This is a genomic window from Allobosea lathyri (assembly GCF_900108245.1).
Classification (GTDB): domain Bacteria; phylum Pseudomonadota; class Alphaproteobacteria; order Rhizobiales; family Beijerinckiaceae; genus Allobosea; species Allobosea lathyri.
The window spans coordinates 126,947-151,892 of record NZ_FNUY01000003.1 but is presented as its reverse complement, the minus strand read 5'-3'; the positions used below and the strand labels follow the sequence as shown (position 1 = coordinate 151,892).

The 24,946-nt window shown below is 65.9% G+C and carries 24 protein-coding genes; 13 read left to right on the top strand and 11 right to left on the bottom strand.

Annotated features, from left to right (window positions below; all coding sequences use genetic code 11):
• The first annotated feature begins 211 nt into the window (after nt 1–211).
• Nucleotides 212–1,288 (top strand): tartrate dehydrogenase, encoded by a 1,077-nt coding sequence (locus C4S73_RS08195; RefSeq protein WP_103872006.1) that lies wholly within the window; start codon nt 212–214, stop codon nt 1,286–1,288.
• A 107-nt stretch (nt 1,289–1,395) separates the two neighbouring features.
• On the top strand, nt 1,396–1,827 hold the full coding sequence (gene msrB / locus C4S73_RS08190; protein ID WP_244595506.1) for a peptide-methionine (R)-S-oxide reductase MsrB: 432 nt from the start codon (nt 1,396–1,398) through the stop codon (nt 1,825–1,827).
• A gap of 190 nt (nt 1,828–2,017) precedes the next feature.
• Here msrB and C4S73_RS08185 read toward each other — a convergent pair whose 3' ends face one another.
• Nucleotides 2,018–3,787, bottom strand: a complete 1,770-nt coding sequence (locus C4S73_RS08185) for an acyl-CoA dehydrogenase family protein (protein ID WP_244595505.1) — start codon at nt 3,785–3,787, stop codon at nt 2,018–2,020.
• A 114-nt stretch (nt 3,788–3,901) separates the two neighbouring features.
• Between C4S73_RS08185 and C4S73_RS08180 the strand changes: the two genes are divergently transcribed.
• The 4 genes from C4S73_RS08180 (at nt 3,902) to C4S73_RS08165 (ending at nt 7,187) form a co-directional block, all read left to right on the top strand.
• Entirely contained in the window at nt 3,902–6,265 is a 2,364-nt protein-coding gene (locus C4S73_RS08180; RefSeq protein WP_244595504.1) for an ATP-dependent helicase, read from the top strand.
• 120 nt (nt 6,266–6,385) lie between these two features.
• On the top strand, nt 6,386–6,580 hold the full coding sequence (locus tag C4S73_RS08175; RefSeq protein ID WP_103872004.1) for a type II toxin-antitoxin system HicA family toxin: 195 nt from the start codon (nt 6,386–6,388) through the stop codon (nt 6,578–6,580).
• 12 nt (nt 6,581–6,592) lie between these two features.
• Nucleotides 6,593–6,889: a type II toxin-antitoxin system HicB family antitoxin gene (locus C4S73_RS08170; protein WP_103872003.1), complete on the top strand. Its 297-nt coding sequence runs from the start codon at nt 6,593–6,595 to the stop codon at nt 6,887–6,889.
• Between the two features lies 1 nt (nt 6,890).
• On the top strand, nt 6,891–7,187 hold the full coding sequence (locus C4S73_RS08165) for a type II toxin-antitoxin system HicB family antitoxin (protein WP_103872002.1): 297 nt from the start codon (nt 6,891–6,893) through the stop codon (nt 7,185–7,187).
• 152 nt (nt 7,188–7,339) lie between these two features.
• On the opposite strand, the gene C4S73_RS08160 is transcribed toward C4S73_RS08165, so the two are convergent.
• Entirely contained in the window at nt 7,340–7,729 is a 390-nt protein-coding gene (locus C4S73_RS08160; RefSeq protein WP_103872001.1) for a winged helix-turn-helix transcriptional regulator, read from the bottom strand.
• Between the two features lie 133 nt (nt 7,730–7,862).
• On the opposite strand from C4S73_RS08160, the gene C4S73_RS08155 reads away from it, so the two are divergent.
• Both C4S73_RS08155 and C4S73_RS08150 read left to right on the top strand, forming a co-directional pair.
• Nucleotides 7,863–8,621, top strand: coding sequence for an SDR family oxidoreductase (locus tag C4S73_RS08155; protein WP_103872000.1), 759 nt, complete (start codon nt 7,863–7,865; stop codon nt 8,619–8,621).
• A 56-nt stretch (nt 8,622–8,677) separates the two neighbouring features.
• Nucleotides 8,678–9,625 carry a 50S ribosomal protein L11 methyltransferase gene (locus C4S73_RS08150; RefSeq protein WP_103871999.1) on the top strand — a complete coding sequence of 316 codons (948 nt, stop codon included), beginning with the start codon at nt 8,678–8,680 and terminating at the stop codon, nt 9,623–9,625.
• Between the two features lie 163 nt (nt 9,626–9,788).
• Here the strand turns inward: C4S73_RS08150 and C4S73_RS28890 are convergent, their stop codons facing one another.
• Nucleotides 9,789–9,917, bottom strand: a complete 129-nt coding sequence (locus C4S73_RS28890) for a hypothetical protein (protein WP_280177582.1) — start codon at nt 9,915–9,917, stop codon at nt 9,789–9,791.
• Between the two features lie 64 nt (nt 9,918–9,981).
• Nucleotides 9,982–10,227 carry a hypothetical protein gene (locus C4S73_RS08145; RefSeq protein WP_103871998.1) on the bottom strand — a complete coding sequence of 82 codons (246 nt, stop codon included), beginning with the start codon at nt 10,225–10,227 and terminating at the stop codon, nt 9,982–9,984.
• 297 nt (nt 10,228–10,524) lie between these two features.
• Here C4S73_RS08145 and C4S73_RS08140 point away from each other — a divergent pair, with 297 nt between their 5' ends.
• Nucleotides 10,525–12,360 (top strand): aminopeptidase P family protein, encoded by a 1,836-nt coding sequence (locus C4S73_RS08140; RefSeq protein WP_103872411.1) that lies wholly within the window; start codon nt 10,525–10,527, stop codon nt 12,358–12,360.
• Here the strand turns inward: C4S73_RS08140 and C4S73_RS08135 are convergent.
• The 5 genes from C4S73_RS08135 to C4S73_RS08115 all read right to left on the bottom strand — a co-directional run bounded on the left by C4S73_RS08135 (nt 12,276) and on the right by C4S73_RS08115 (nt 16,142).
• Nucleotides 12,276–12,743 (bottom strand): hypothetical protein, encoded by a 468-nt coding sequence (locus C4S73_RS08135; protein WP_103871997.1) that lies wholly within the window; start codon nt 12,741–12,743, stop codon nt 12,276–12,278. The two genes, C4S73_RS08140 and C4S73_RS08135, sit on opposite strands and share 85 nt — an antisense overlap.
• Before the next feature lie 178 nt (nt 12,744–12,921).
• Nucleotides 12,922–13,221: an AzlD family protein gene (locus C4S73_RS08130; protein ID WP_103871996.1), complete on the bottom strand. Its 300-nt coding sequence runs from the start codon at nt 13,219–13,221 to the stop codon at nt 12,922–12,924.
• Entirely contained in the window at nt 13,218–13,931 is a 714-nt protein-coding gene (locus C4S73_RS08125) for an AzlC family ABC transporter permease (protein ID WP_244595503.1), read from the bottom strand. The genes C4S73_RS08130 and C4S73_RS08125 overlap by 4 nt, the downstream gene beginning before the upstream one ends.
• An 11-nt stretch (nt 13,932–13,942) precedes the next feature.
• Nucleotides 13,943–14,881: an AraC family transcriptional regulator gene (locus C4S73_RS08120; RefSeq protein ID WP_160115693.1), complete on the bottom strand. Its 939-nt coding sequence runs from the start codon at nt 14,879–14,881 to the stop codon at nt 13,943–13,945.
• A 10-nt stretch (nt 14,882–14,891) separates the two neighbouring features.
• A complete protein-coding gene (locus C4S73_RS08115; RefSeq protein ID WP_103871994.1) occupies nt 14,892–16,142 on the bottom strand; it encodes an MFS transporter in 1,251 nt (416 codons plus the stop codon).
• A 68-nt stretch (nt 16,143–16,210) separates the two neighbouring features.
• Here C4S73_RS08115 and C4S73_RS08110 point away from each other — a divergent pair, with 68 nt between their 5' ends.
• Nucleotides 16,211–17,245 (top strand): AraC family transcriptional regulator, encoded by a 1,035-nt coding sequence (locus tag C4S73_RS08110; RefSeq protein ID WP_103871993.1) that lies wholly within the window; start codon nt 16,211–16,213, stop codon nt 17,243–17,245.
• A gap of 297 nt (nt 17,246–17,542) precedes the next feature.
• Here C4S73_RS08110 and ligA read toward each other — a convergent pair whose 3' ends face one another.
• The gene (gene ligA / locus C4S73_RS08105; RefSeq protein WP_103871992.1) at nt 17,543–19,693 is read right to left on the bottom strand and encodes an NAD-dependent DNA ligase LigA; all 2,151 of its coding nucleotides are present in this window, start codon (nt 19,691–19,693) and stop codon (nt 17,543–17,545) included.
• A gap of 238 nt (nt 19,694–19,931) precedes the next feature.
• Here ligA and C4S73_RS08100 point away from each other — a divergent pair, with 238 nt between their 5' ends.
• Complete coding sequence (locus C4S73_RS08100) at nt 19,932–20,738, top strand: DUF2189 domain-containing protein (protein ID WP_244595502.1); 807 nt, start codon at nt 19,932–19,934, stop codon at nt 20,736–20,738.
• A 300-nt stretch (nt 20,739–21,038) separates the two neighbouring features.
• Nucleotides 21,039–21,347 carry a hypothetical protein gene (locus C4S73_RS08095; RefSeq protein WP_200827965.1) on the top strand — a complete coding sequence of 103 codons (309 nt, stop codon included), beginning with the start codon at nt 21,039–21,041 and terminating at the stop codon, nt 21,345–21,347.
• Nucleotides 21,348–21,644: 297 nt separating this feature from the next.
• Here C4S73_RS08095 and C4S73_RS08090 read toward each other — a convergent pair whose 3' ends face one another.
• Nucleotides 21,645–23,783: a DEAD/DEAH box helicase gene (locus C4S73_RS08090; RefSeq protein WP_103871991.1), complete on the bottom strand. Its 2,139-nt coding sequence runs from the start codon at nt 23,781–23,783 to the stop codon at nt 21,645–21,647.
• Between the two features lie 337 nt (nt 23,784–24,120).
• On the opposite strand from C4S73_RS08090, the gene aidB reads away from it, so the two are divergent.
• Nucleotides 24,121–24,942, top strand: coding sequence for an AidB family quorum-quenching N-acyl homoserine lactonase (gene aidB / locus C4S73_RS08085; protein WP_103871990.1), 822 nt, complete (start codon nt 24,121–24,123; stop codon nt 24,940–24,942).
• Nucleotides 24,943–24,946: the final 4 nt, after the last annotated feature.

The window sequence follows — 24,946 nt, the reverse complement described above, 5'->3', positions numbered from 1 at the left end:
GAAGCTGCAATGCAATGTTGACTCGTAGACCGATCGCTCGCACAGATCGACGCAATCGCAAGTCGTCCCGGGCGACCTAAAAGAGACCCGGTATCCATTCCGGAACCTCTCCAAGCAGCGCTCCGGAATGGATCCCGGATCTTCGCTGCGCTGCGTCCGGGATGACTTGGTGGTGAACCAAGGATCGCCAGGCTCCAGGAAGGGACGCACCATGAAAACCTACAAGATCGCGGCGATCCCCGGGGATGGCATCGGCGTCGAGGTCATTGCGGCCGGCGTCGAGGTGCTTGAGGCGCTGGCGAAGCGCGACAGCTCGTTCGGTTTCGCCTTCGACCATTTCGACTGGGGCTCGGGCTACTACAAGCGCACCGGCCTGATGATGCCGGAGGATGGCCGCGAGCAGATCAAGAACCATGATGCGATCTTCTTCGGCGCCGTCGGCGCGCCCGATGTGCCCGATCATGTCACGCTCTGGGGCCTGAGGCTGGCGATCTGCCAGCCCTTCGATCAATACGCCAATGTCCGCCCCACCCGCGTGCTGCCCGGCATCACCTCGCCGTTGCGCTCGGTGTCGGGACCGGAGCTCGACTGGGTGATCGTGCGCGAGAACTCGGAGGGCGAATATGCCGGCGTCGGTGGCCGGGTTCACAAGGGCTTCCCCGAGGAGGTCGCGACCGACGTCTCGATGATGACGCGCTCTGGCGTCGCCCGCATCATCCGCTACGCCTTCCGCCTCGCGCAGGCGCGGCCGCGCAAGCTGCTGACCGTCGTCACCAAATCGAACGCCCAGCGCCACGCCATGGTGATGTGGGACGAGATCGCCGCCGAGGTCGCGACGGAATTCCCGGATGTCACCTGGGACAAGATGCTGGTCGACGCCATGACCATGCGCATGGTGATCAAGCCGCAGAGCATCGACACCATCGTCGCCACCAACCTGCATGCCGACATCCTGTCGGACCTTGCCGCCGCGCTTGCCGGTTCGCTCGGCATCGCTCCGACCGCCAATCTCAACCCCGAGCGCGCCTTTCCCTCGATGTTCGAGCCGATCCATGGCTCGGCCTTCGACATTGCCGGCAAGGGCATCGCCAATCCGATCGGCACCTTCTGGACCGCGACGATGATGCTCGACCATCTCGGCGAGCCCAACGCCTCGGCCCGGCTGATGCGCGCGATCGAGCGCGTCACTGCCGATGCGAGCTTCCACACGCCCGATCTCGGCGGCAAGGCGACGACCCGTCAGGTCACCGATGCGGTGATCGCCGCCATCGCGGGCGACAACGCCTGAGCGCGATCGTGAAGGGGCCGGGATCGCGTGGGGGCTGAAAATCGCCGCGACAATCGCCATATTGGTCTGCGAACGCGAACTCACAAAGGGAGACGGATATGGGCCTGATGAGCATGTTCGGCAGCGAGCGGAAGCAGGACGAGGTCTTCGAGGTCCAGCTCACGGACGCGGAATGGCGCGCGAAACTCACGCCGGAGCAGTATCATGTCCTGCGCGAGCACGGCACCGAACGCGCCGGCTCATGCGCGCTGAACTATGAGAAGCGCGCCGGCAATTTTTCCTGCGTTGGCTGCGGCAATCCCCTGTTCAAATCGGGCAAGAAGTTCGAGAGCGGCACCGGCTGGCCGAGCTTCGACCAGCCGCTCGAGGGCGCCGTTGGCGTCACCGAAGATCGCAAGTTCGGCATGGTCCGCACCGAGGTGCATTGCGCCCGCTGCGGCGGCCATCTCGGCCACGTCTTCCCGGACGGCCCGCCCCCGACCGGCCTGCGCTACTGCATGAACGGCGTCGCGATGGATTTCGAGCCCGCGGACGGCTGAGACGCCAACCAGAAGGGCGCGGGGAACCCCTCTCCTGCAAGGAGAGGGGCAGGGGTGAGGTGTCGGCCCCCGGACCAGTTTCGTCCCCACCTCACAGCGAGGCGGCGGTCAGGGCACGGTAAAACGTCGAACGGCCGCCCCCCACCCTGGCCTCTCCCTCCGGGACAGGGTTCCCCGCGCTATCCTCGCATCAAGCAACCGCTGGCACCGCCCTCCGCGCCAGCGCCGCCGCGTCCAGCCCCACCGGCAAATCCCCGAAATGCCCGGCCCAACCGCCATCCAGCCGCGACGCGATGAAGGCATCGGCAACCTCGCCGGACGAATAGCGCAGCAGCAGCGAGGCTTGCAGCATCAGCGCCAGCCGCTCGACCAGCCGGCGCGCTTGTCCCTCCTGGCGGATCAATTCGGGCAGATCGCCCTCGAGCGCCGCGAGATGCGCATCAAAACGCCTGTCCACCCCCTTGGCCTCGCCGAGCTCGTCGAGCACAGCCACGAGGGAGCCCGGCTCGCGCTCCAGCGAGCGCAGCACGTCGAGGCAGATTACATTGCCCGAACCTTCCCAGATCGAGTTCAACGGCGCCTCGCGATAGAGCCGCGCCATCGGGTTCTCCTCGATGAAACCGTTGCCGCCATGGCATTCCAGCGCCTCGACCACGACGGCCGGCGCCCGCTTCGCCAGCCAGTATTTCGCGATCGGCGCACCGATCCGCGCCAGCAGGCGCTCGCTCTCCGAAGCCTCCTGCCGGTCGACGGCGGCAAACAGCCTGAAGGCCAGCCAGGCGGCAGCCTCCGCCTCGACAGCAAGATCGGCCAGCACGTTCTGCATGATCGGCTGGTCGATCAGCGCCCGCTGGAAGGCGCGCCGATGCGTGGCGTGATGCGCGGCCAACGACACCGCCTGCCGCATCAGTCCGGCTGCGGACGCAGCGATATCGAGCCTGCTGTTGTGGTTCATCGAAAGCCCGGTGCGCAGCCCCCGGCCGGGCTCGCCGATCATGTGCCCGATCGCACCGCGAAACTCGACCTCCGACGAGGCATTCGAGCGGTTGCCGCATTTCTCCTTGAGGCGTTGAATCGCGATGCCGTTGCGCGTGCCATCGGTTAGCCAGCCCGGCACGACGAAGCAGGAAATCCCGTCTCCCGTTCGCCCGAGCGTCAGGAACAGATCGGAATGCGGCACCGAGAAGAACCATTTCTGCCCGGTCAGCGAGAAGGTGCCGTCGCGATTGTCCTGGGCGACCGTCTGCGTCTGGCGCAGATCCGAGCCGCCCTGGGTCTCCGTCATCGCTGTGCCCACAGTCGCGCCGGTCTTGGCATGCGCCGGGCCTTGCCGTGGATCGTAGCGATTGGAGCTGACCAGCTTACCCCATTGCTGCCAAAGCACAGGGTCCTGCCTGAGCAGCGGGATCGCCGAATAGGTCATACTGATCGGACAGCAGATGCCGCTCTCGCCCTGCGTCCACAAATAGGTCAGCGCCGCCCGCGCCACCTGCGCGCCCGGCTGCGGCCGGTTCCAGCACAGCGCATGCGCCTCCTGTCCGATCGCGAGACCCATCAGCTCATGCCAGGCCGGATGAAACGCGATCTGGTCGATGCGGTTGCCGAAGCGGTCATGCGTGCGCAATTCCGGAGGGTAGCGGTTCGCCAGCCGCGCTAGTTCCTGCACATGCGCTGAGCCGACGCTGCGCCCGGCCTCATGCAGGCGCTCGCTGGCCCAGTCCGCATCGAAGGCCGCGATCGCGCTCTGCAATACGGGATCGGCCGCGAAGGCGTCGTAATCCGCCAGCGGCGGCACCTGATTGGTGACCTGCCAGGTCGATACCGTCTCTGTGCCGTGAGCCATGACGATCCTCCTGGGCTTCTTGGCCATTTCGTCATGGTCGGGCTTGTCCCGACCATCCACATATTCCCATTCGAGGATAGTGTTCAGGACGTGGGTGCTCGGGACAAGCCCGAGCATGACGACCAGCCTTATCAACCGCTGTGCTCAAATTGCTCGCTGGCAAAGGGCGCAATCCCGCCGCCAAACCCCTATATTGACGCCGGAACGAATCACGATCGAACGGCGCAATCCTTGTCCGACCACAACACGACCCCTGCCCCCCTGCCCCGTCCCGGCGGCCTCGCCGCGCGTGCAGCCGCGCAGCCGACGGCGGGCTATCTCGCAGGTCTCAACCCGGAGCAGCGTCTGGCCGTCGAGGCAACGGATGGCCCCGTTCTGGTGCTCGCCGGCGCCGGCACCGGCAAAACCCGCGTGCTGACCACCCGCATCGCCCATCTGATCGCGACCAACCGCGCCTACCCCTCGCAGATTCTCTCCGTCACCTTCACCAACAAGGCGGCGCGCGAGATGAAGGAGCGCATCGCCCATCTCGCCGGGCCGGTGGCCGAGGGCATGCCCTGGCTGGGCACCTTCCACTCGACCTCGGCCAAGATCCTGCGCCGCCATGCCGAGCTGCTCGATCTGCGCTCCGACTTCACCATTCTCGATACTGACGACCAGATCCGCCTGATGAAGCAGGTGATCCAGGCCGCCGAGATCGACGAGAAGCGCTGGCCCGGCCGCATGCTGGCGGGCTTCATCGACAGCTGGAAGAATCGCGGCCTTGCTCCCAAGGATGTGCCGCCGGGCGAGGCGTCCGTCTTCGCCAATGGCAGGGGCGGCGCGCTCTATCACGCCTATCAGGAGCGGCTGAAGACGCTGAACGCCGTCGATTTCGGCGATCTGCTGCTGCATTGCCTGACGCTGTTTCGCGAGCATGCCGACGTGCTCAGCACCTATCACGACCGCTTCCGCTACATCCTTGTCGACGAGTATCAGGACACCAACACGGCGCAGTATCTCTGGCTCAGGCTGCTCGCCCAGGGCCGGCGCAATATCGCCTGCGTCGGCGATGATGACCAGTCGATCTATGGCTGGCGCGGCGCCGAGGTCGACAACATCCTGCGCTTCGAGCACGACTTCCCCGGCGCGGTCGTGGTCCGGCTGGAGCGCAACTACCGCTCGACCGGCCATATCCTCGCCACCGCCTCGAAGCTGATCGCGCGCAATGAGGGCCGGCTCGGCAAGACCCTGCGCACCGAGGACGTCGCCGGCGAGAAGGTCACCATCACCGGCGCCTGGGACAGCCAGGAGGAAGCCCGGCTGATCGGCGACGAGATCGAGAGCCTGCAGCGCGACGGCCACAACCTCTCCGAGATCGCGATTCTCGTCCGCATCTCCGCGCAGATGCGCGAGATCGAGGATCGTTTCGTCCATCTCGGCCTGCCCTACCGTGTCATCGGCGGCCCCCGCTTCTATGAACGCGCGGAAATCCGCGATGCCATGGCCTATCTGCGTTGCGTCGTCAGCCAGAGCGACGATCTCGCCTTCGAGCGCATCGTCAACGTGCCCAAGCGCGGCCTCGGCGACGCCACCATTCAGATCCTGCACAACCATGCCCGCGCCACGAGCGTCTCGCTGCTGCAATCGGCCCGCGCCATCGTCGAGAGCGACGAGCTGAAGCCCAAGGCCCGCACTGCGCTGCGCGAACTGGTCGAGGCTTTCGCCCGCTGGAGCGCCCGCGCCGAGCACATGCCGCAGGGCGAACTCGCCGAGCTGGTGCTGGAGGAGAGCGGCTATACCGAGATGTGGCAGAAGGACCGCTCGGCCGATGCCGCCGGCCGGCTGGAAAACCTCAAGGAACTCGTGCGCTCGCTCGACGAATTCCCCGACCTGCCCTCCTTCCTCGAACATGTCTCGCTGGTGATGGACGCCGATTCCGGCGAAACCGCCGAACGCGTCTCGATCATGACCCTGCACGGCGCCAAGGGGCTGGAATTCGACACGGTCTTCCTGCCCGGCTGGGAGGAAGGACTCTTCCCCAACCAGCGTGCGCTCGACGAGAGCGGCCGCGCCGGGCTGGAGGAAGAACGTCGCCTCGCCCATGTCGGCCTGACCCGCGCCCGCAAGCGGCTGAAGCTCTATTTCGCCTCGAACCGCCGCATCCACGGCCTCTGGCAGTCGAGCCTGCCGAGCCGCTTCATCGACGAATTGCCCGAGGAGCATGTCGAAGTCGTGCAGGCCGCATCGAACTACAGCCAGGGCGGCTACGGCGCCTCGCGCTTCGACCGCATGGAGAGCTTCGGCTCCAGCTACAACACGCCGGGCTGGCAGCGCGCGCAGGAGAACAAGGCCAAGGCGAACGCAGGCGGCGGTTCCGGCTTTTCCGAGAGCGGCGGCTTCGGCGGCAATCGCCAGCGCGGCCCCATGCTGATCGAGGGCGAGCTCACCGCCAAATCATCAGCCTCATCGGCCTATAACACCGGCGCCCGCGTCTTCCACGTCAAGTTCGGTCCGGGCTCGGTCGCCAGCGTCGACGGCAACAAGCTGACGGTCGATTTCGACAAGGCCGGGCGCAAGATGGTGCTGGACAGCTTTGTGCAGAGGGGTGGCTAGTCACTTGATCCTTTCGGTAGCTGCGGGAAATCGCGCGGTTGCCGTCCAACGCGAGGCAGCAGCGAACGACAACCATTGAGCGATATAGGTATCGGACCAAACGCGAATCAGTAGGTTCCGATGCTCACCAATAGCCGCGATATCATTCGCCGCCTTGAACGCGAGGGCTTCACGCTCAAGAGCGTGCGCGGTTCGCACCACAAGTTTGTGCATGAGGCGACTAAACGCATGGCGATCGTCGTCCACCCAAAGCGAGACATTCCCATCGGGACCGTCCATGGGATATACAGGGATGCGGGTTGGGATCGGGATTGAGCGAAGGTCGCCATGCGACATTACATTGCAATCGTCCATAAGGACGAGACATCCTGCTACGGTATTCAGTTCCCGGACGTGAAGGGCGTCTTCACCGGTGGAGACACGCTCGAAGAAGCCTTCGAACAAGCTCGCGAGGTGTTGGAGTTCGCAGCTGAAAGTTGGCTCGAAGATACTGCCTCAGATTTTCCCGAACCGCGAAGCATCGACGAATTGCGGCGCGACCCCGATTTTCTGGAAGCTTCGCAGGATGCAATCTTGATGGCGGTCCCTTTCGATCCCTCACCCGCGCGCCTCGCCGCCGAGTGAAGTGACCCATTACGTCGCCATCATCGAGGATGCAGGTCCCGATTTCGCCGTCGGCATCTGGTTTCCGGATTTGCCGGGTTGCTTTTCGGCCGGTGACACGCTCGACGAGGCGCTGGCGAATGCGCCCGAGGCCGTCTCGCTCTGGTTGGAGGACATCGCGGCAGAGGGCAGAGCAGCTCCCCGCGCCCGCACCCCGAGCAAGCTCAAGGCGGTGCCGGAGATCGCCGCCGATATGGGCAGGTATGCGATTGCGCTGATCCCAGCCCCGGACGTTGCGCTCCAACCCGCAGCCGAATAGCCCGCACGCACCTGGCGTCATCCCGGACAAGCCGCGATAGCGGCGCAGATTCGGGATCCATCGGAGGGCTCCGGAACTCTACGATGGATCCCGGGTCTGCGCTTCGCTTGCCCGAGATGACGGTGCGTTTTCCGAACTGGACAGAAACTGCCTCACCGCCCCTCCCGCGCCCTGAACGCCGCCCGCGCCGCCTCCACCTGCGCATAGTAGGTTTCGGCCCAGACCCAGACGCCGCAGAAGGCCGCCGTCAATTCGCGGCCGAGTTCGGTCTGCGTGTAGTCGACATGCGGCGGGATCACCGGATGCACCTTGCGCGTGATCAGCCCGTCGCACTCCATCTGGCGCACCGTCTTGGTCAGCATCTTCTGGCTGATGCCCCCGACGATGCGGCCGATCTGAGTGAAGCGTAGCGTCCCATGCTCCTCCAGCGCCTCCAGGATCAGCATCGTCCATTTGTCGGCGACCTGCGCGATGACATCGCGCACCAGCGCATCGACCTCCGGGCTCACCTGCGGATGTTCGAGACGCCCCTGCTCCTGCATGGCCGCAACCGCGTCACGTATCGCTCCCACCGAACACTCTCCTTTTGGTGCCTATAGAACTTTCAGGTGCCTTCTTTCGTTTGGAGAGCATCGGTCCTAACTGGGTTCTGCGCAACCACGAAAGGGCATTGCGATGAACATCACGGGCAATACCATCCTCATCACCGGCGGCGGCTCCGGCATCGGCCGCGCGCTGGCCGAGGCGCTCCACGCCAGGGGCAATCAGGTCATCATTTCCGGTCGTCGCGAAACGGTTCTCGACGCGGTCACCGAAGCCAATCCCGGCATGGCGTCGCTGCTGGTCGACATGCAGGACAAGGCCGACATCGAAGGCTTCGCTCGCGACGCGCTGGCGCGCTTTCCTGCGCTCAACGTCGTCATCAACAATGCCGGCATCATGAAGGACGAGGACGTCACCGCGACGGACGCTCATCTTGCAGTGGCCGAGGAGACCGTCGTCACCAACCTGCTGGGGCCGATCAGGCTGACGGCCACCCTGCTGCCGCATCTGCTGAAGCAGCCGCGCGCGACGGTCATGACGGTATCCTCGGGGCTGGCCTTCGTACCGCTGGCGGTGACGCCGACCTACAGCGCGACCAAGGCGGCAATCCATTCCTATTCGATGTCGCTGCGCCAGCAGCTCAAGGATACCTCGACCCAGGTCATCGAGATCGCCCCACCTTACGTGCAGACGGAGCTGCGCGGCCCCGAACAGGCCGTCGACCCGCTCGCCATGCCGCTGGCCGATTTCATCGCGGAGGTCATGACGATCCTGGAGACGCAAGCCGACGTGGCGGAAGTCATTGTCGAGCGCTGCAAGCCACTGCGCTTTGCTGCCGAGAACGGCAATCTCGGCGCGGTCTTCGGAATGGTGAATTCGCAGCACGCCTGAGGCTTGTCAGCCCGCCGGCGCATGACAAGTGCCCGGCGGGCTGCTAATCCCCCCGCATGCGCGAAGGTCTCCTCCCCTCCACGGTCACGACCGTGCTCGAATTGTCCACCAGCGGCGACAAGGCGCGCGCGCTGACCGAGCTTTTGGGTGAGGTCTTCGACCCCACGGAAACCGCGATCTCGTCCTTCGAGATCGAGGATGGCGTCACCACGCTCTCGCTGAACGCGCCCTGGAAGGTCGAGGTCTACTTTGCCGCCCATCCCGACGAGGATGCGGTGCGCGACATGCTCAGGCCCATCGTCGGCGATGTCATCGATACCACGCCCTTCACCACGGTGAGCCAGCAGGACTGGGTCTCGGCCAGTCTCGACGGCCTCAAGCCGGTGCGGGCCGGCCGCGTGCTGGTCCATGGCGCCCATGATCGCCAGGCGGTGCGGATCAACGATGTCGCGATCGAGATCGAGGCGGCGCTCGCCTTCGGAACCGGGCATCACGGCACAACCGCCGGCTGCCTGCTGGCGCTCGACGCCGAACTGAAGCAGCGCCGCCCGCGCCACGCCATCGATGTCGGAACCGGCACGGGCATCCTCGCTCTGGCGCTGGCCAAGCAGATCAAGCGCAAGGTCGTCGCAGGCGATATCGACTGGGTCGCGGTCGAGGTCGCCGCTAAGAATGCCCGCCTGAACCATGCCCCCAATGCGCTCGACCTCTATGTCGGGCCGGGCCTGCGCCACCTGAAGGCAGACCGGCCGAGGCATTTCGACCTCGTCTTCGCCAATATCCTCGCCGGCCCGCTGCGGCGCCTCGCCCCCTCGATCGCACGCGTGCTCACGCGCGACGGCGTGGTCATCCTCTCAGGGCTGCTGGCGATGGATGTCGCCGGCATCGTCTCGACCTACCGGCATCAGGGACTTTACCTCGCGCGCCAGTCGCTGCGCGAGGGATGGGCCACCCTGGTCATGAAAAAAGGCGGCGCAGCCCCAAGACCACGCCGCCCTCGATAATTGGAAACCGACAGCCGCCGGGAAGGAGCGCTCCTTCGCTAGGCCGAGGCGGCTGGCGTGGCGCGCGAGAACCGGAGCGGAGCGGACATCAGTCCGTGAGCACCGGAAGCGCAGCCCGCCGCGTCAGGCGCCCCGGCATAGTAGAAGGAGCGCGTCGTCCCGCTCAGTAGCCGCTGTGGCCGTATTTGGCCTCGGCGTCGGCCTGCATGGCGCGGGCATCGTGCCAGACGGCGGCAGCGAACTTGGCTGCGTCGGCAACTGAATTGTAAGCGTGCTTGATGATGGCGATCATGATGATTGTCCGGTGTTGGGCCGCGCGGCAAAGGCCGGGCGCGGCGAGGATTCAGTGCGAGAACTCAACGGCTAAACGGCAGGGCGACGTCGTTCGAGATGGTCGCGGTCGGGAAGCCGCCGAGCACGATCTCCGCCTCATTGATGAGATAGTAGCGTGCGCGCAGCTCGCGGGCCGCGGAACGGCGCCGGCTTTCGACCATGGCGGCAAAGAGCCGCTGCCGGAACGTCGGGGCGCTCGATACCGGAGCGACGGTCTTTGTAATGCCCGCCACTGGCAGGACATCGGCGTTATTCAGCACATAGGTCATAGGATCTCTCCTTAAAAACGAAGGACAGTCCCGGTCGCTTCCTCGTTCTCTTATGCAACCAAAGTGGTACTTCTTCGCATCTGCGAGAAGATGGTTTCGCATCTGCGAGATATGCATGCAACGCATGCCATCCGCCGTAATCCATTAACGATTGCGCCATTCGCATAGCAAAGAGGCAGCCTGACGCATTTCGCGGCGATCGCGGCCCAAGCGGGAAGCAGGCCGGGATTTCGCTTTTTGCGCTGGCTTTCGTCGAGACGGGACGCAACGATGCGCAAAACCGCCATCGGACCCGCCATGACAGAATCGCCCGCCTCATCCTGCCGTTTCCAGTCCTTCTCCGAGCCGAGCGATCCATCGCAGGTTGCAGGCCGCGTCGCCGCCTTGCGTCGGGCGCTTGCAGCGCAGGGGCTCGACGGCTTCATCGTGCCGCGCGCCGACGAGCATCAGGGCGAATACGTTCCCGCCCATATGGCGCGGCTTGCCTGGCTGACGGGGTTCACCGGCTCGGCCGGCAACGCGATCGTTCTGGCAGACAAGGCCGCCCTGATCGTCGATGGCCGCTACACCATCCAGTCGGCGGCGCAGACCGACAAGAACGTGGTCACGCCGACCAAGATGGAAGAGACGCCGCTGGAACGCTGGATCGAGACCAATCTGCCCGCGGGCGGCAAGCTCGGTTACGACCCCTGGCTGCACACCGTCGACGGTGTCGCCAAGCTGGAGAAAGCGGTTTCGGCCGCGGGCGGCGAACTCGTCGCCGTCGCCAAGAATCCGATCGACGCGCTCTGGAGTGACCGCCCCGCCCCTCCTGCCGCGCCGGTCAAGGCGCATCGCGCCGATTTCGCGGGAGAGGACACCGCCCACAAGCTTGCGCGCATCCAGGAGGCGCTGACCAAGGCCAAGGTCGATGCGCTCGTCGTCTCCGACCCACATGCGCTAGCCTGGACCTTCAACATCCGTGGCGGCGATGTCGAGCACACGCCATTGCCGCTGGGCTACGCGATCGTGCCGCGCGAAGGCCGCCCGACCGTGTTCCTCGCGCCCGAGAAGGTGACGAACGAAGCAGGAGACGCCATCGGCGCCGTCGGCGAGATCGCGCCGCCGGCCGCGCTGGAGCAGCAGTTGCGGGCGCTGGGCGCGGCCAAGGCCAAGGTCCGGCTCGATTCGACCACTGCAGCTGCCGCGCTGGCGACCCTGATCCGCGATGCCGGTGGAACCCCCGACGCCGGCACGGACCCGATCGCGCTGATGAAGGCGCGCAAGAACGAGGCGGAGCTGAAAGGCGCGCGCGACGCTCATCAGCGCGATGGCGCGGCGATCGTGAACTTCCTGTCCTGGCTCGCACGCGAAGCGCCCAAGGGCGGGCTTACCGAGATCGACGCCGTCGCAGCGCTCGAAGCCGAGAGGCTGAAGACCGGGCTGCTGAAGGATGTCTCCTTCACCACCATCGCAGGCGCAGGCCCCAACGCCGCCCTCCCGCACTACCGCGTCACCGATTCCAGCAACCGCAGGATCGAGCCCGGCATCTTCCTGGTCGATTCAGGCGGGCAATATGAGGACGGCACCACCGACATCACCCGCACCATGGCCATCGGCGAGCCCAGCGACGAAATGCGCGATCGCTACACCCGCGTGCTCAAGGGACACCTCGCGATCTCGCGCGTCGTCTTCGTCAAGGGCACATCGGGCGCACAACTCGATGCGCTGGCGCGTCTGCCGCTCTGGCAGGCCGGGCTGGATTTCGACCATGGCACGGGCCACGGCGTCGGCAGCTTCCTCTCCGTGCATGAAGGGCCGCAGCGCCTCTCCAAGCTCGGCACCACGCCGCTGGAGCCGGGCATGATCCTCTCCAACGAGCCCGGTTACTACAAGCAGGGCGAATACGGCATCCGCATCGAGAACCTGATCGTGGTCGAGGAGCGCATCATCCCCGGCGGTGATCGCACCATCTATGGCTTCGAGACCATCACCTGGGCGCCCTATGAACGCGCTTTGATCGATCTCAAGCTGCTGGACGAAGGCGAGATCGCCTGGATCAACGCCTATCACGCGCAGGTCTGGAGCAACCTCGCCCCACTGGTCGAGGGCGAGGCGAAGTCCTGGCTGGAAGCGGCCTGCCTGCCGTTGTGAACAGACGCCGCCTGAGCCTCAATCTCGAAAGCAGCCAGCCTTTGAGCAGCGGACTGCATCGCTCGAATCTGACAGTTGAAAATCGCCAGCATCGCCACCAGCCCCAATAGGCTGGTCATGAGCGACAACCAAGCAAGCTTTGCCTTTGTCGCCGACAGCAGCCTGCGATCGATTTCCGTATTTCCTGTGGAGCGAAGCTTGAGCCCCCCAAGCGTGGGAAGGCCCACGCCTACCAAGAGCACGGACGCCTCATAAGGCGTCGGGTCGACCGCTTTCCCTTTGGCACTTTTCAGAATACGCGCAACAAGACTGAAATAAATCAACGCCACCGCCGCAGTAAAAATATAGAACGCGAATCCCTCATATTCCGCCGAAACACACATCCGATCGATTCCAGTCAGAATTCTAGAGTCACCCTACGTAATCTCCTTCATTTTCTGAGATTATGCAACAGACCTTGGTCCAGATGCATACTGAGCGGCTGGAAACGGCCTGCCTGCCGTTGTGAGAAACGGGCGGACCTCTTCGCTTCTCCCGCGAGGGGAGAAGGGAAATTCCGCTCTACATCACCGCCCGCAACGCCACGACGGCCACGACCCCGACAGCCACGACCGCCAGCAGGGGAAGACGCGTCGCAGCCAGCGCCGCGATCGCCGCCGCCCCGGTCTCCGGCCAGCCCGTCGCCAGAGCGCTCGGCGCGATGACCGCGATCAGCACGGCCGGAGGGATCGCGTCGAAGGCAGCCTGGGCACGCGGCGAGAGATCGAGCCGGCCCGCCAGCGCGAGCCCGGCGATGCGCGTTGCATAGGTCGCGATCGCCATGCCGAGGATCGCGAGCAGGTTGATCGGGTCGAGCGTCATGGCGTCGCCTCCTCCGCAACCGCGGCCGGCTCCGTTCCCGCCGCGATCCAGGCTGCAAGCAGGCCGCAGGCCGCGCCTGCCAGCACATGCCAGGGCGGGCCGGCGAGCCTGTAGGTCAGCGCCGAGGCGATACCCGCCGCAGCCACCGTCCAGAATGTCACCCGCCCCTTCCAAAAGGCGGCGACGAGCGCGATGAACAGCGCCGTGAAGGCGAAATCGGCCCCGAGGCGGCGCGGATCGCCCATGGCGGCGCCGATCGTGGCGCCAAGCGTCGAGGTCATCAGCCAGCACAGCATGAAGGGCACGGTCAGGCCGAACCAGTAGGCCGGCGTCAGCCGGTGCGTGCGCGCCCGCTTCTCCGCCAGGGCCCAGTTCTCATCGGCCATGTAGTACAGGCCCGCCAGCTTCTGCCCGAGGCTGAAGCCACCGAGCTTGGGCGCCAGCGATGCGCTCATCAGCACATGCCGGGCATTGATGAGCAGCGTCGAGAAGACCAGCGCGAAAATCGGCGCAGGCGTCGTCCAGAGCTCTACGGCCGCGAATTGCGCGCCGCCGGCAAAGACGAGCGCGCTCATCACCAGCACCTCGAGCGGTGAAAGCCCCTTGGCGGCGGCGAGCGCACCGAAGAGAAAGCCGATCGGCACCGCAGCCAGCATAGCCGGCCAGATATCGCCCAGGCCCATGCGTAGATCGTGGCGCATCGTCGACATGCTCGGGGCTTTCAGGAGAGGTGGGCGCCGCGAAACGCACCGGGCGTCACGCCATAGCGCGCCTTGAACGCTCGCGTCAGATGCGCCTGATCGCAGAAGCCGGTCGCGGCCGCCACAGCGCCGGGCTTGTCGCCGCGGCGCAGCTGCTCGCGCGCCCGGCGCACCCTGACATCGACGAGATAGGCGTGGGGCGTCATGCCCGTCTCGGCCCGGAAGGCGCGGATCAAGCGGTGCCGCGCCAGCCCGGTCAATTCGGCGACATCGGCCAGGGACAGGTCTTCCTCATAGCGCTGCTCCAGCAGATCCCGCGCCCTGGCGATCGGGCCGGTCTCCCGGCCGATCTCGCCGACGGGCAGCCGGGCATGCCGCGCCAGGCAGTGAGCATAGGCTCGCAGCAGCAATTCCTCGCCGCCGAACCCGTCGCCACCATCCTGCATCGTGCGATGGGCCAGCGAGAACAGCGCGGCGCCCTCGGGATCATGCACCGCAGGCTCGGCGAAGAATGGCGTTCCGACCGCCTCTCGTCCGACCAGCGCCGCAGCGATCTCCCGCAGCAGCCCCACCGTCGGATAGGTCATGCGATAGCTGTAGCCGCCATCCGCCGCCTCGCCGTCATGGACATCCAGCGGATTGATGAAACAGAGATCGCCAGGGCGGCCATAATGGCGCCGCCCTCGCGCCCGCCAGGTCTCGCAACCGCTTTCGATGGTTCCGACGACGAAGGTGTCGTGCGCATGTGGCGCATAGGCGTGCTTGGAGAAGGTCGCGCTCAGGCATTCCAGCTTGTCGAAGGGCCGCGCCAGAAAGATGTCGGCCCGCTCGCCCATCGTCAGCGGCAGGATTCCAAGGGCTTCGGTCTGGCGGGTCGGCTCCATCGACTGAGGATAAAGCGAAAGCGCGCAGCTGTGTCTTGAAGAAAAGTGATCGAGCGCATTCACGCGCCCGATCACTTTCATTCCGTCAGTGAATTGCGGGACGCCCCGCGCCGCCGGCCTCGATCTGCTCGGGGCTTTTCGCGCCGAAGACGAGAACGCCAAGCGCGGCGAGCAGGGTCGCGACAGCAGCATAGCCGATCGCACCAAGCGGCCCGGAGCCATCGACCAGGAGCCCGCCGAAGATCGCGCCGCTCGCAATCGCGACCTGGAAGGCCGCAACGAGAAGGCCGCCGGCGGATTCCGCTTCATCGGGTGAGATCCGCACCATCCAGGTCTGGAAACCGACAGGCAGCGCCCCGAAGGCGAAGCCCCAGAGCCCGACCGCGACCGCTGCGACCGCAATCGAACTCCCGAACAGGAACAGGATCACAGCCATCACCGCAATCGTGGCCGAGCCGGCAATGACCGCTGCCTTGGCGCTGCGCGCGACGATCGCGCCGCCGACGAAATTGCCGAAGAACCCGCCGACGCCATAGGCCAGCAGCACCAGCGAGATAGCCTCGACCGAGAGCACGGGAACCTGTTCGAGGAACGGCCTGATATAGGTAAATCCGGCAAAATGACCGGAAATGCTGACGACGATCGCGAGCAGCACCAGCCTGATGCTGGGCCGGCGCAGCAAGTCGAACAGGGTCCGCACGTCCGGCGAGCCGAGCGCCGGCAGACGCGGCATCGTCAGCAGCTGGGCGCCCAGCGCGACCACGCCAAGGACAGCCGACAGCACGAACACGATGCGCCAGCCCCAGAGATCGCCGAGATAGGCGCCGATCGGGGCAGCGCTGACAGTCGCGACGGAAACGCCGGTGAAGATCAGCGACATGGCGCGCGGCAGCGCGCTCATCGGCACGAGGCGCATGGCAGTCGCCGCCACCATCGACCAGAAGCCGCCAAGGCCGATGCCGAGCAGGACGCGCGCCAGCAGCAGCGTCGTCAGACTGGTGGCGGCTGCAGCAAGAAGGCTCGACAGGATCAGCGACCCCGTCAACGCCCAGACGACGATGCGGCGGTCGATACCGCGCGTCACGATCGCCGTTGCAAGGCCGGCGATGGCGCCGACGACCGCGGTCGCGGTCACCGCCTGCCCGGCCGCACCGACGGACACGCCGACATCAGCGGCCATCGGTGTCAAAAGGCTGGCGGGCAGGAACTCGGCCGTGACCAGGCCGAAGACGCCAAGGGTCAGCGCGAAGACAGCAGGCCAGGCCGGGCTCTGTTCATCGGCATCATCAGGGGAATCGAGCGGCAGTGTCGCGACGGCGGAAGCGGAATCAGACATGGGGATCTCCAACGTGTCGCGGCAAGATGGGTATGGCCCTTTGGAGCTTCCATGCTATATTCGCCATAATGCATGATCATTCGTCCAAACCCGCTGCGACGCCAGCGAGCGATCATCTGACCGACATGCTGCGGGGTCTGCGGCTGGACGGCGTCGAATATGGCCGCTGCGAAATGACGGCGCCCTGGGCCATCGCGGTTCCCCAGCAGAAGGCGGCCCGCTTCTACTTCATCGCGAAGCGTGGCTGCTGGCTGCTGACACCGTCGAAGGAATGGCTCGAACTGCGCGATGGCGATGCGGTGCTGCTTCCGCGCGGCGCCGAACATGTGCTCGCCAGCGCGCCTGATGTCGAGGCCTTTCCGCTGGCGAACTGCCAGATCCGCAAGGTTTGCGGCAACATCTTCGACGTCAAGGGCGGCGGAGACGGCCAGGGCGCAGGCGAGAGCGAACCCACGCTGATCTTCAGCGGCAGCATGACCTTCAATGTCGACGCCGCCCATCCCCTGCTGCGGATGATGCCGGATCTGATGCAGATGTTCGAGCTGGCCAAGAGCGAGCCGGGCATTCCCCATCTGCTGGAAGCGATGGCGCGCGAGGTGGCCATGGATCGTGTCGGCGCAGGCGGCATCCTGGCGCGGCTCGCCGACGTGCTGGCTGCCAGCATCATCAGGTCATGGGTCGAAAGCGGCTGCGGCGATGCCACCGGCTGGATCGCAGCGGCGCGATGCCCCGAGATCGGCCGGGTTCTGGCGGCGATCCATGTGACGCCCGAGCGGGACTGGACGGTCGCAACCCTCGCCAGGATGATGGGCGCATCGCGCTCCGGCTTCGCCGAACGCTTCGCGACCATCGTCGGCGAGACGCCGGCGCGCTATGTGGCGCAGGTCCGGATGCAGCAGGCGCGCCAGTGGCTCGTCGGCGACAAGCTCAAGATCGCGGTCGTGGCGCGGCGTCTGGGCTATGAATCGGAAGCCTCCTTCAGCCGCGCCTTCAAGCGCATCACCGGCAAGGCGCCGAGTCATTTTCGGGCAACGGCACCTGACGGCTTCGAAGGCGAAACACGGCTGGCCGCGGTGCCGCCGCAGCAATTGCCGGGAACGTAACGCCGCTGCTGGCGGCGGACGATGCCGCGCTATATCGCGCCGAACTGGGCGGGCCTGAAATCCTCCCGCCGCAAGCCGGCGACCCTGATCGAGAAAGAAGACGGATAGGCCCGAGCTTTCCGTATTGTCTTGGAACCACGCCGTCATTCCGGACAAGCGGCGAAGCCGCGCCGATCCGGAATCCATTCCGGAACGCAAACCTGAAAGGCTCAGGAATGGATCCCGGGTCTCCGCTGCGCTGCGCCCGGGACGACGGGGCGTTTTTATCGTCTTGCATGCGGGCGGGAAACCTCCGGCCTACCGCCCCACCAGCGTGAACCAGCCGGCCTCGTCGATGACCTGAACGCCATGTTTAGTGGCGTCCTTGAGTTTTGAGCCGGCACCCGGCCCCGCCACCAGCAGGTCCGTCTTCGACGACACCGAGCCCGCGACCTTCGCACCCAGCCGCTCGGCCATGGCCTTGGCCTCGTCGCGCGTCATCTGTTCCAGCGCGCCGGTGAAGACGACGATCTTGCCGGCGACCGGGCTGACGGAGGCGACCGCCTCGAGCGGCTGTGGCGAAACCTGCGCCAGCAGGCGCTCCAGCAACTCCTGATTATGCGCCTCCGCAAAAAACTCCATCAGCGCCTCGACGACAGTGGGGCCGATGCCGTCGATGGCGTCGAGTTCCTGCCGCTCGTGTGACGAGACATCGGCGGCTGCAATCCCGGCGCTGCGCAACGCATCGAACGACCCGTAATGCCGCGCCAGCAGACGCGCCGTGGTCTCGCCGATATGGCGGATGCCGAGCCCGAAGATGAAGCGGTTGAGCGGCGGCGACCGCCGCTCGTCGATCGCGGCGAACAGCTTGGCGACGCTTTGCGCACCAAAGCCTTCCTTGTCCTTGAGCTTCTTGAAATTCGCGGCATCGCGCTGCGCCAGCGTGAAGATGTCGGCCGGCTCCTTCACCGGCAGATCGGGATCGGCGTGGAAGAACTCGATCTGCTTGTCGCCGAGCCCGTCGATATCGAGCGCATCGCGCGAGACGAAGTGCTTGAGGCGCTCGACGGCCTGGGCCGGGCAGATCAGGCCGCCGGTGCAGCGACGTACTGCATCCTCCTTGCCGGTGCGGGGATTGATCTCGCGCGTCGCATGGCTGCCGCAGGCTGGGCAGAGCGTCGGAAAGGCATAGGCTTGCGAATCCGCCGGCCGCTTCGTCAGATCGACAGACTGGACGCGCGGAATGACATCGCCCGCCCGCTTCACCGTCACCGTATCGCCAATGCGGATGTCGGAGCCATCGCGGATCGGCAGGCCCTTGGAATCGAAGCCGCGGATGTAATCCTCATTGTGCAGCGTCGCATTGGAGACCACGACGCCGCCCACCGTCACCGGCCTGAGCTTGGCGACGGGGCTGAGCGCGCCGGTGCGCCCGACCTGGATCTCGATTGCCTCCAGCACGGTCGTCGCCAGCTCGGCCGGGAATTTATGCGCGATTGCCCAGCGCGGCGCCCGCGCGACGAAGCCGAGCCGGGTCTGCAGCGCGAGGTCGTCGACCTTGTAGACGACGCCGTCGATATCGTAGCCGAGCGTGGCGCGCTGCGCCTCGATCAGCCGATAGCGCTCCAGCAGCTCCTCGACGCTCTCGCAACGCTTCATCAGCGCATTCGTGCGGAAACCCCAGTGCTTGAAGGCCTCGACGACACCGAACTGCGTATCGGCCGGCAACACCGGCATCTCGCCCCAGGCATAGGCGAAGAAGCGCAGCGGTCGCGCCGCCGTGATCGAGACGTCGAGCTGGCGCAGCGAACCGGCCGCCGCATTGCGCGGGTTGGCGAATTCCGGCAGCCCCTTCTCGCGCTGGCGCTCGTTGATCCCCGCGAAATCGGCATGGCCGAGATAGACCTCGCCACGTATCTCGGCGACCTCCGGGACATCGTCGCCCGACAGGACATGTGGGATTTCTGAGATCGTCCGGGCATTCAGCGTGACGTCCTCGCCCTCCTCGCCGTCGCCGCGCGTCGCGGCATGGACGAGCGCGCCCTTTTCATAGCGCAGCGAAAGCGACAGCCCGTCGATCTTGGGCTCGGCCGTGAAGGCGATCCCGCCCACCTCCTTGCGGCCGAGGAAACTGTGCACGCGACCGACGAATTCGGCGACATCCTCGTCCGAGAAGGCATTGGCGAGCGACAGCATCGGCACGCGATGCCGGATCTTGGCGAATTTCGAGGACGGCTTGGCGCCGACCTTGTCGCTCAGCGCCTCCGCGCCCTTCAGCTCGGGAAACGCCTCCTCCAGCGCCACCAGCCGCCGCCGCCTGGCGTCATAGCTGGCATCGTCCAGGATTGGCTGGTCATCCTGGAAATAGGCGCGGTCGGCCGCCGCGATCTCGGCTGCGAGCGCCTTGTGCTCGAGCTTCGCCTTGCGCGGCGTCAGGGATTCGACCGGGATGGATTCGGGCTCGCTCATGCGGATTTATTAAGCGAGATGGCGGTGTCGAGAAAGGGCAGGACCATCAAGGACGCAACATCGAGCACCGGCTCCCATTCTCGTGTTTGGAACTGGTGACGACAAAACGCGCCTTCGCGCGTATGATGGCCGAGCAGGGAATTGGAAGCTCGACGCCGCAGGCGCCTTGACCCGAAGAAACGAGATTGAGCTTCGCGTCGACCGCTGGGCGAACCGGGCCGGAACCGGGAGATACGCCATGGCCAACCTTGACGGCATGCTCAACGACACTGGGCTGCGCAGCAACGCGCCCGCCCAGCCCACGATACGAACGATCACGACGATGGATCTCCGCGATGCGCTCTGGCGCGGCTGGGAGGATTTCAAGGCGCAACCGAGCCACCTCGCCTTCATCGCCTTGATCTATCCGGTCGCGGGCGTGCTGATCGCCCAGCTCACCGTCACCTTCAACATCTTCCCGCTGCTGTTCCCCCTGCTCGGCGGCTTTGCGCTGCTCGGCCCCTTCGCCGCGATCGGCCTCTACGAAATCAGCCGCAGACGCGAGCGCGGTATCGATTCATCCTGGGGACACGCCTTCGCCGTGCTCAAATCCCGGTCGATTGGTCAGATCTGCCTGCTCGGCGCCATGCTGACAGGGCTGTTCATCGGCTGGCTGTTCGCGGCATGGTTCATCTATCGCGGCCTGCTCGGGCTTGATCCCGACGTATCGACGCAGGACTTCCTGCGCGCCGTGTTCACGACCTTCGACGGCTGGGTGATGATAGTCGTCGGCAATTCGCTCGGCCTGCTCTTCGCCATCCTCGCCTTCTCGATCTCGGTGGTGTCGTTCCCCTACATCATCGACAAGCATGTCGATGCGGCGACCGCGATCCGCACCTCTGTCGCAGCGGTGGAAGCCAATCCGCGCGTCATGATGATCTGGGGCCTGATGGTGACCGGGCTGCTCGTGCTCGGCTGCCTCCCGGTTCTCGTCGGGCTCGTGGTGGTCATGCCGGTGCTGGGCCACGCCACCTGGCATCTCTACCGCAAGGTCGTGCAGAGCTGAGTGCTCCTGCCGAATATTCCGACCAGGCTCTGAACCGCACCGTCATCCCGGACAAGCGGCGAAGCCGCGCAGCTCCGGGATCCATCGTAGGGCAATGTCCGGCCCTATGGTGGGTCCCGGGTCGCCGCTTCGCGGCGCCCAGGATGACGATGAGGTTCCGAGCATAAAGAACATCCTCGGGCGCTTTCCTGCGCGAGCCAAAATATTCTCGCCTGCTTTGAACCTTCCCCGTCGCTCCCGCGACCAATGGGTATGGAGCTGCATGGTGCAGCCCCTCAGACAGCCCAGGGGAGTTCGATCATGTCCATCCGCAGCACATTCGCCGGCATCGCCACGGCCTTCGTCCTCGGCGCCGGTGCCCTCATCGGCGGCTCGCTCGCCACCACGACCGCAGCACAGGCCGCTCCTGGCTGGCATGGCGGCCACGGCCATCACGGCCATTACGGTCACGGCTTCCGTCATCCGGGTCGTCACTGGGGCGGACATCGGGGCTGGGGCTATCGCCCGGCCTATGCCGGCTACTATGGCGGCGGCTGCTACAGGGTGATGCGGCGCGCCTTCGTGCCCGGCCTCGGCCCGGTCGTTCGCCCGGTCACGATCTGCCGCTGAAACGAAATGCCTGACGGGGAGCCCACGCCGGCTCCCCGAAAGGCCTCCCACGAAGGCTCCCGCCCGCAAAAAGGGAACTTTTGCGGCCAAGCGCGGTTCCCATCACGTCAGGCGGGCCATTGCGGCCCGCTCAACGCAGGGGGCTCTTCATGAACAACATCATTTACATCGTCGGGCTGATCGTCGTCGTTCTCGCCATCCTCTCCTTCCTCGGCCTGCGCTGAGCGAGCCGGGAAGGACGGATGTCCGAGTGATCACGTCGCGGCCTGAAAGCCGTCGGCGTGACAGGCGCGCGCCTCAGCCGCGATCGTCGCGGCCGGGCTTCTTGCCCTTGAACGGCTTGCCGGCGGGGCGCCCCCCGCCCGGAGCATCCCCACGCGGCGCATAGGGCTTGCCAGCAAAGGGCTTCTTGCCACCCTCGAACGGCTTCCCGCCACCCGGCTTGCCCGCATAAGGCTTAGGACCGGAGCGGAACGAGACGTTCGGGTCGGAGACGGCATCGCGATCACTGCGCACAGGATCGTAGGGCTTGGCGGCGCCAAACGGCTTGCTCTTGCCCTCATAGGCCTTCTTCTTGCTGTCGTAAGCCTTGGGGCCGTCGAAGCTCTTGCCCTCATAGGGCTTCTTCTCGAACGGCTTCTTCTCGTAGGGCTTCTTTTCATAGGCCCTGGCCGGTGCGCGGTCAGTGTCGCGCTCTGGCTTGGAATATGCCGACGGAGCGTGGCTGGCCTTCTCCGCGAAGGGCTTGGCCGGGCGGCGCTCATCCTCGCCGGTCACAGGCTCGATCACGATCTTGTCGCGATCGACGGCCTTGGCGAGCTCATAGAAGCGCTCGGCGACATCGGCATCGATCTCGACCTTGGTCTCCTTGTCGAAGATGCGGATCGCGCCGACCTCGTCGCGCGTGATCTTGCCGCGACGGCACAGCATCGGCAGCAGCTGGCGCGGATCGGCGCCATCCTTGCGGCCGATATTGAGGCGGAACCAGACCGTGTTGCCGCGCGGGCCGGCCTTGCGCGGCCCCTCGGAACGCGGGCTGTCCTCGCGGCCTTCGCCGAAGCGGCCACCTTCGCGCGGTGCGTAATCTTCGCGAGCCCGAACGGGGCGACGCTCGTCACGGCCGAAATTCGGATCGCCGACCTCTTCGGCAGATGGCAGGCGCGAGCGATAGACGCGCACCAGAGCGGCCGCGATCTCCTGCACGGTGCGCCCGGCCAGCAATGCCTCGACCATTGCGGCGTCTTCCTCGCCCGGCTCGCCGGTGAGGATCGGGTCGTTCAGCAGCCGTTCCTTGTCCAGCGCGCGGATCTCGTCCTGCGTCGGCGGCCCGGCCCAGACGGCCTCGACCTTGGCCTCGGCAATCAGCATCTCGGCCTTGCGGCGGCGCGAGACCGGCACCAGCAGGACACTGGTGCCCTTCTTGCCGGCGCGCCCGGTGCGGCCTGAGCGATGCTGCATCACCTCGGGATCATTGGGCAATTCGGCATGGATGACGAGCGTCAGGCCCGGTAGGTCGATGCCGCGCGCGGCGACGTCGGTCGCGACGCAGACCCGTGCCCGGCCGTCACGCAGCGCCTGCAGCGCCGAATTGCGCTCGCTCTGGCTGAGTTCGCCCGACAGCGCCACGGCCGAGAAGCCGCGCTCCAGGAGGATGGCTTCGAGATGGCGCACCGAATTGCGGGTGTTGCAGAACACCAGCGAGCACGGCGAATCGTGGAAGCGCAAAAGGTTGACGACGGCGAGCTCGGCTTCCTTCGGATAGACCCGGATGGCGCGATAATCGATATCGGCGTGACCGCCGGGCGTGCCGGCGACCTCGATGCGCAGCGCATCGTTCTGGTAGCTCTTGGCGAGCTGGATGATCGCCTTCGGCAGCGTCGCCGAGAACAGCAGGCTCTGCCGCTCGGGCGGCGTCGTCTTCAGGATGAATTCCAGATCGTCGCGGAAGCCGAGATCGAGCATCTCGTCGGCCTCGTCGAGCACGACGGCCTTGAGCGCGGACACGTCGAGGCGGTGGCGTTCGATATGGTCGCGCAGGCGGCCGGGCGTGCCGACGACGATATGGGCGCCCTCATCCAGCAGCGCGGCTTCCCGGCGCGGGTCCATGCCGCCGACGCAGGCGATGACGCGGGCGTTGGCGTGCTTGTAGAGCCAGGCCAGTTCGCGCTGGACCTGCAAGGCGAGTTCGCGCGTCGGGGCGATGATCAGCGCCAGCGGCTTGCCGGCCCGGCCGAAGGCTTCGGCCTCGCCGAGCAGCGTCGTGGCGATGGCAAGCCCATAGGCGACGGTCTTGCCTGAGCCGGTCTGCGAGGAGACGAGCAGATCGCGTCCCGCAGCCGAGTCTTCGAGAACCGCGTTCTGGACCGGGGTCGGATCGGAATAGTTGCGCTCGGCGAGCGCACGCGCGAGCGGCGCACTCGTGGGAAGAAAGGACATGGGGTGTCGAAGCCTAAGGGTTACGGCGCGTGGGGCAGGAAACGGCGCATGAATTCGGGCGATGGGCGGCACGGCGCGAAAGCGCGGCCAGGACGCAAGCCATCGATTGAATAGGGCTCATAGAGCAGATTGAAGCAAAAGGGAATGGATGTTGCACCGCAGCAATGCAGGGCACGACATGCGTCGCAAGCGCCCTGCCCGCAGATGCACGGCCGGCGAGCGCGTTTCGCGCCTGCCGGCAGGGCCAGGAGACGCAAGGCGCCTTGCCGGGCAGCCAGGGGCCTACCAGCCCTTCGCTCCTGCCGGTACAACATCCCGCCTGAACGGAGCGCGGCCCATGAACCAGCAGTCACATCGTATCGGCGACTATGAGATCTCGATCCTGCACGATGGCATCTTCGAGGCGCCACTCGATGTGCTGATCCACGCTGCAGGCGCATCTGCTCGCGATGACATCGTCGCGCGCTCGGGCCGGCCCAGGATCAGTATCGTCGTCAATTGCTTCGCCTTGAAAGACGCTCGCGGGATCACGCTCGTCGACGCCGGCACCGGCCCCTCCTGGGGGCCAGCCATGGGTCATGCGCCCGACGCCATGGCGGCCGCGGGCATCGCGCCCGAACAGGTCGAGCGGGTGCTGATCACTCATCTGCACGGCGACCACGCGCTCGGGCTGATCGATGGCGACCGCGCTCGCTTTCCCAAGGCCGAAATCCTTGTCCCCGAGGCCGATTTTGGCTTCTTCGGCAACGAGGCCAACCGCGCGCTGACGCCCCCGAAAAAACAGGGCGGGTTTGCCATCGCCGCAGCCCTGAAAGCCCATTACCCCGACCGCCTCCGAGCCGTGCCTGCTGGTCCCGTGCGGCCGGGCATCGAACTCATTCCGCTCCCCGGTCATACCTTCGGCCATAGCGGCTATCTGATCAAAGGCGGGGAGCACGGCTTGCTGCTTTGGGGTGATGCGCTGCATCTCTCCGACCTGCAGGCCGCAGATCCTGATATCGGCCTGGTCTATGATTTCGACGCGGCGACCGCGACGGCCACCCGTCGGAGCATCTTGGAGCGCGCCGACCGCGAGAACTGGCTTGTCTCGGGCGGCCATATCGAAGGCTTCCGGCATGTCGTCGCCAAAGGCGCCGGCTTCGAGCTGATATCAGCCTGACCGC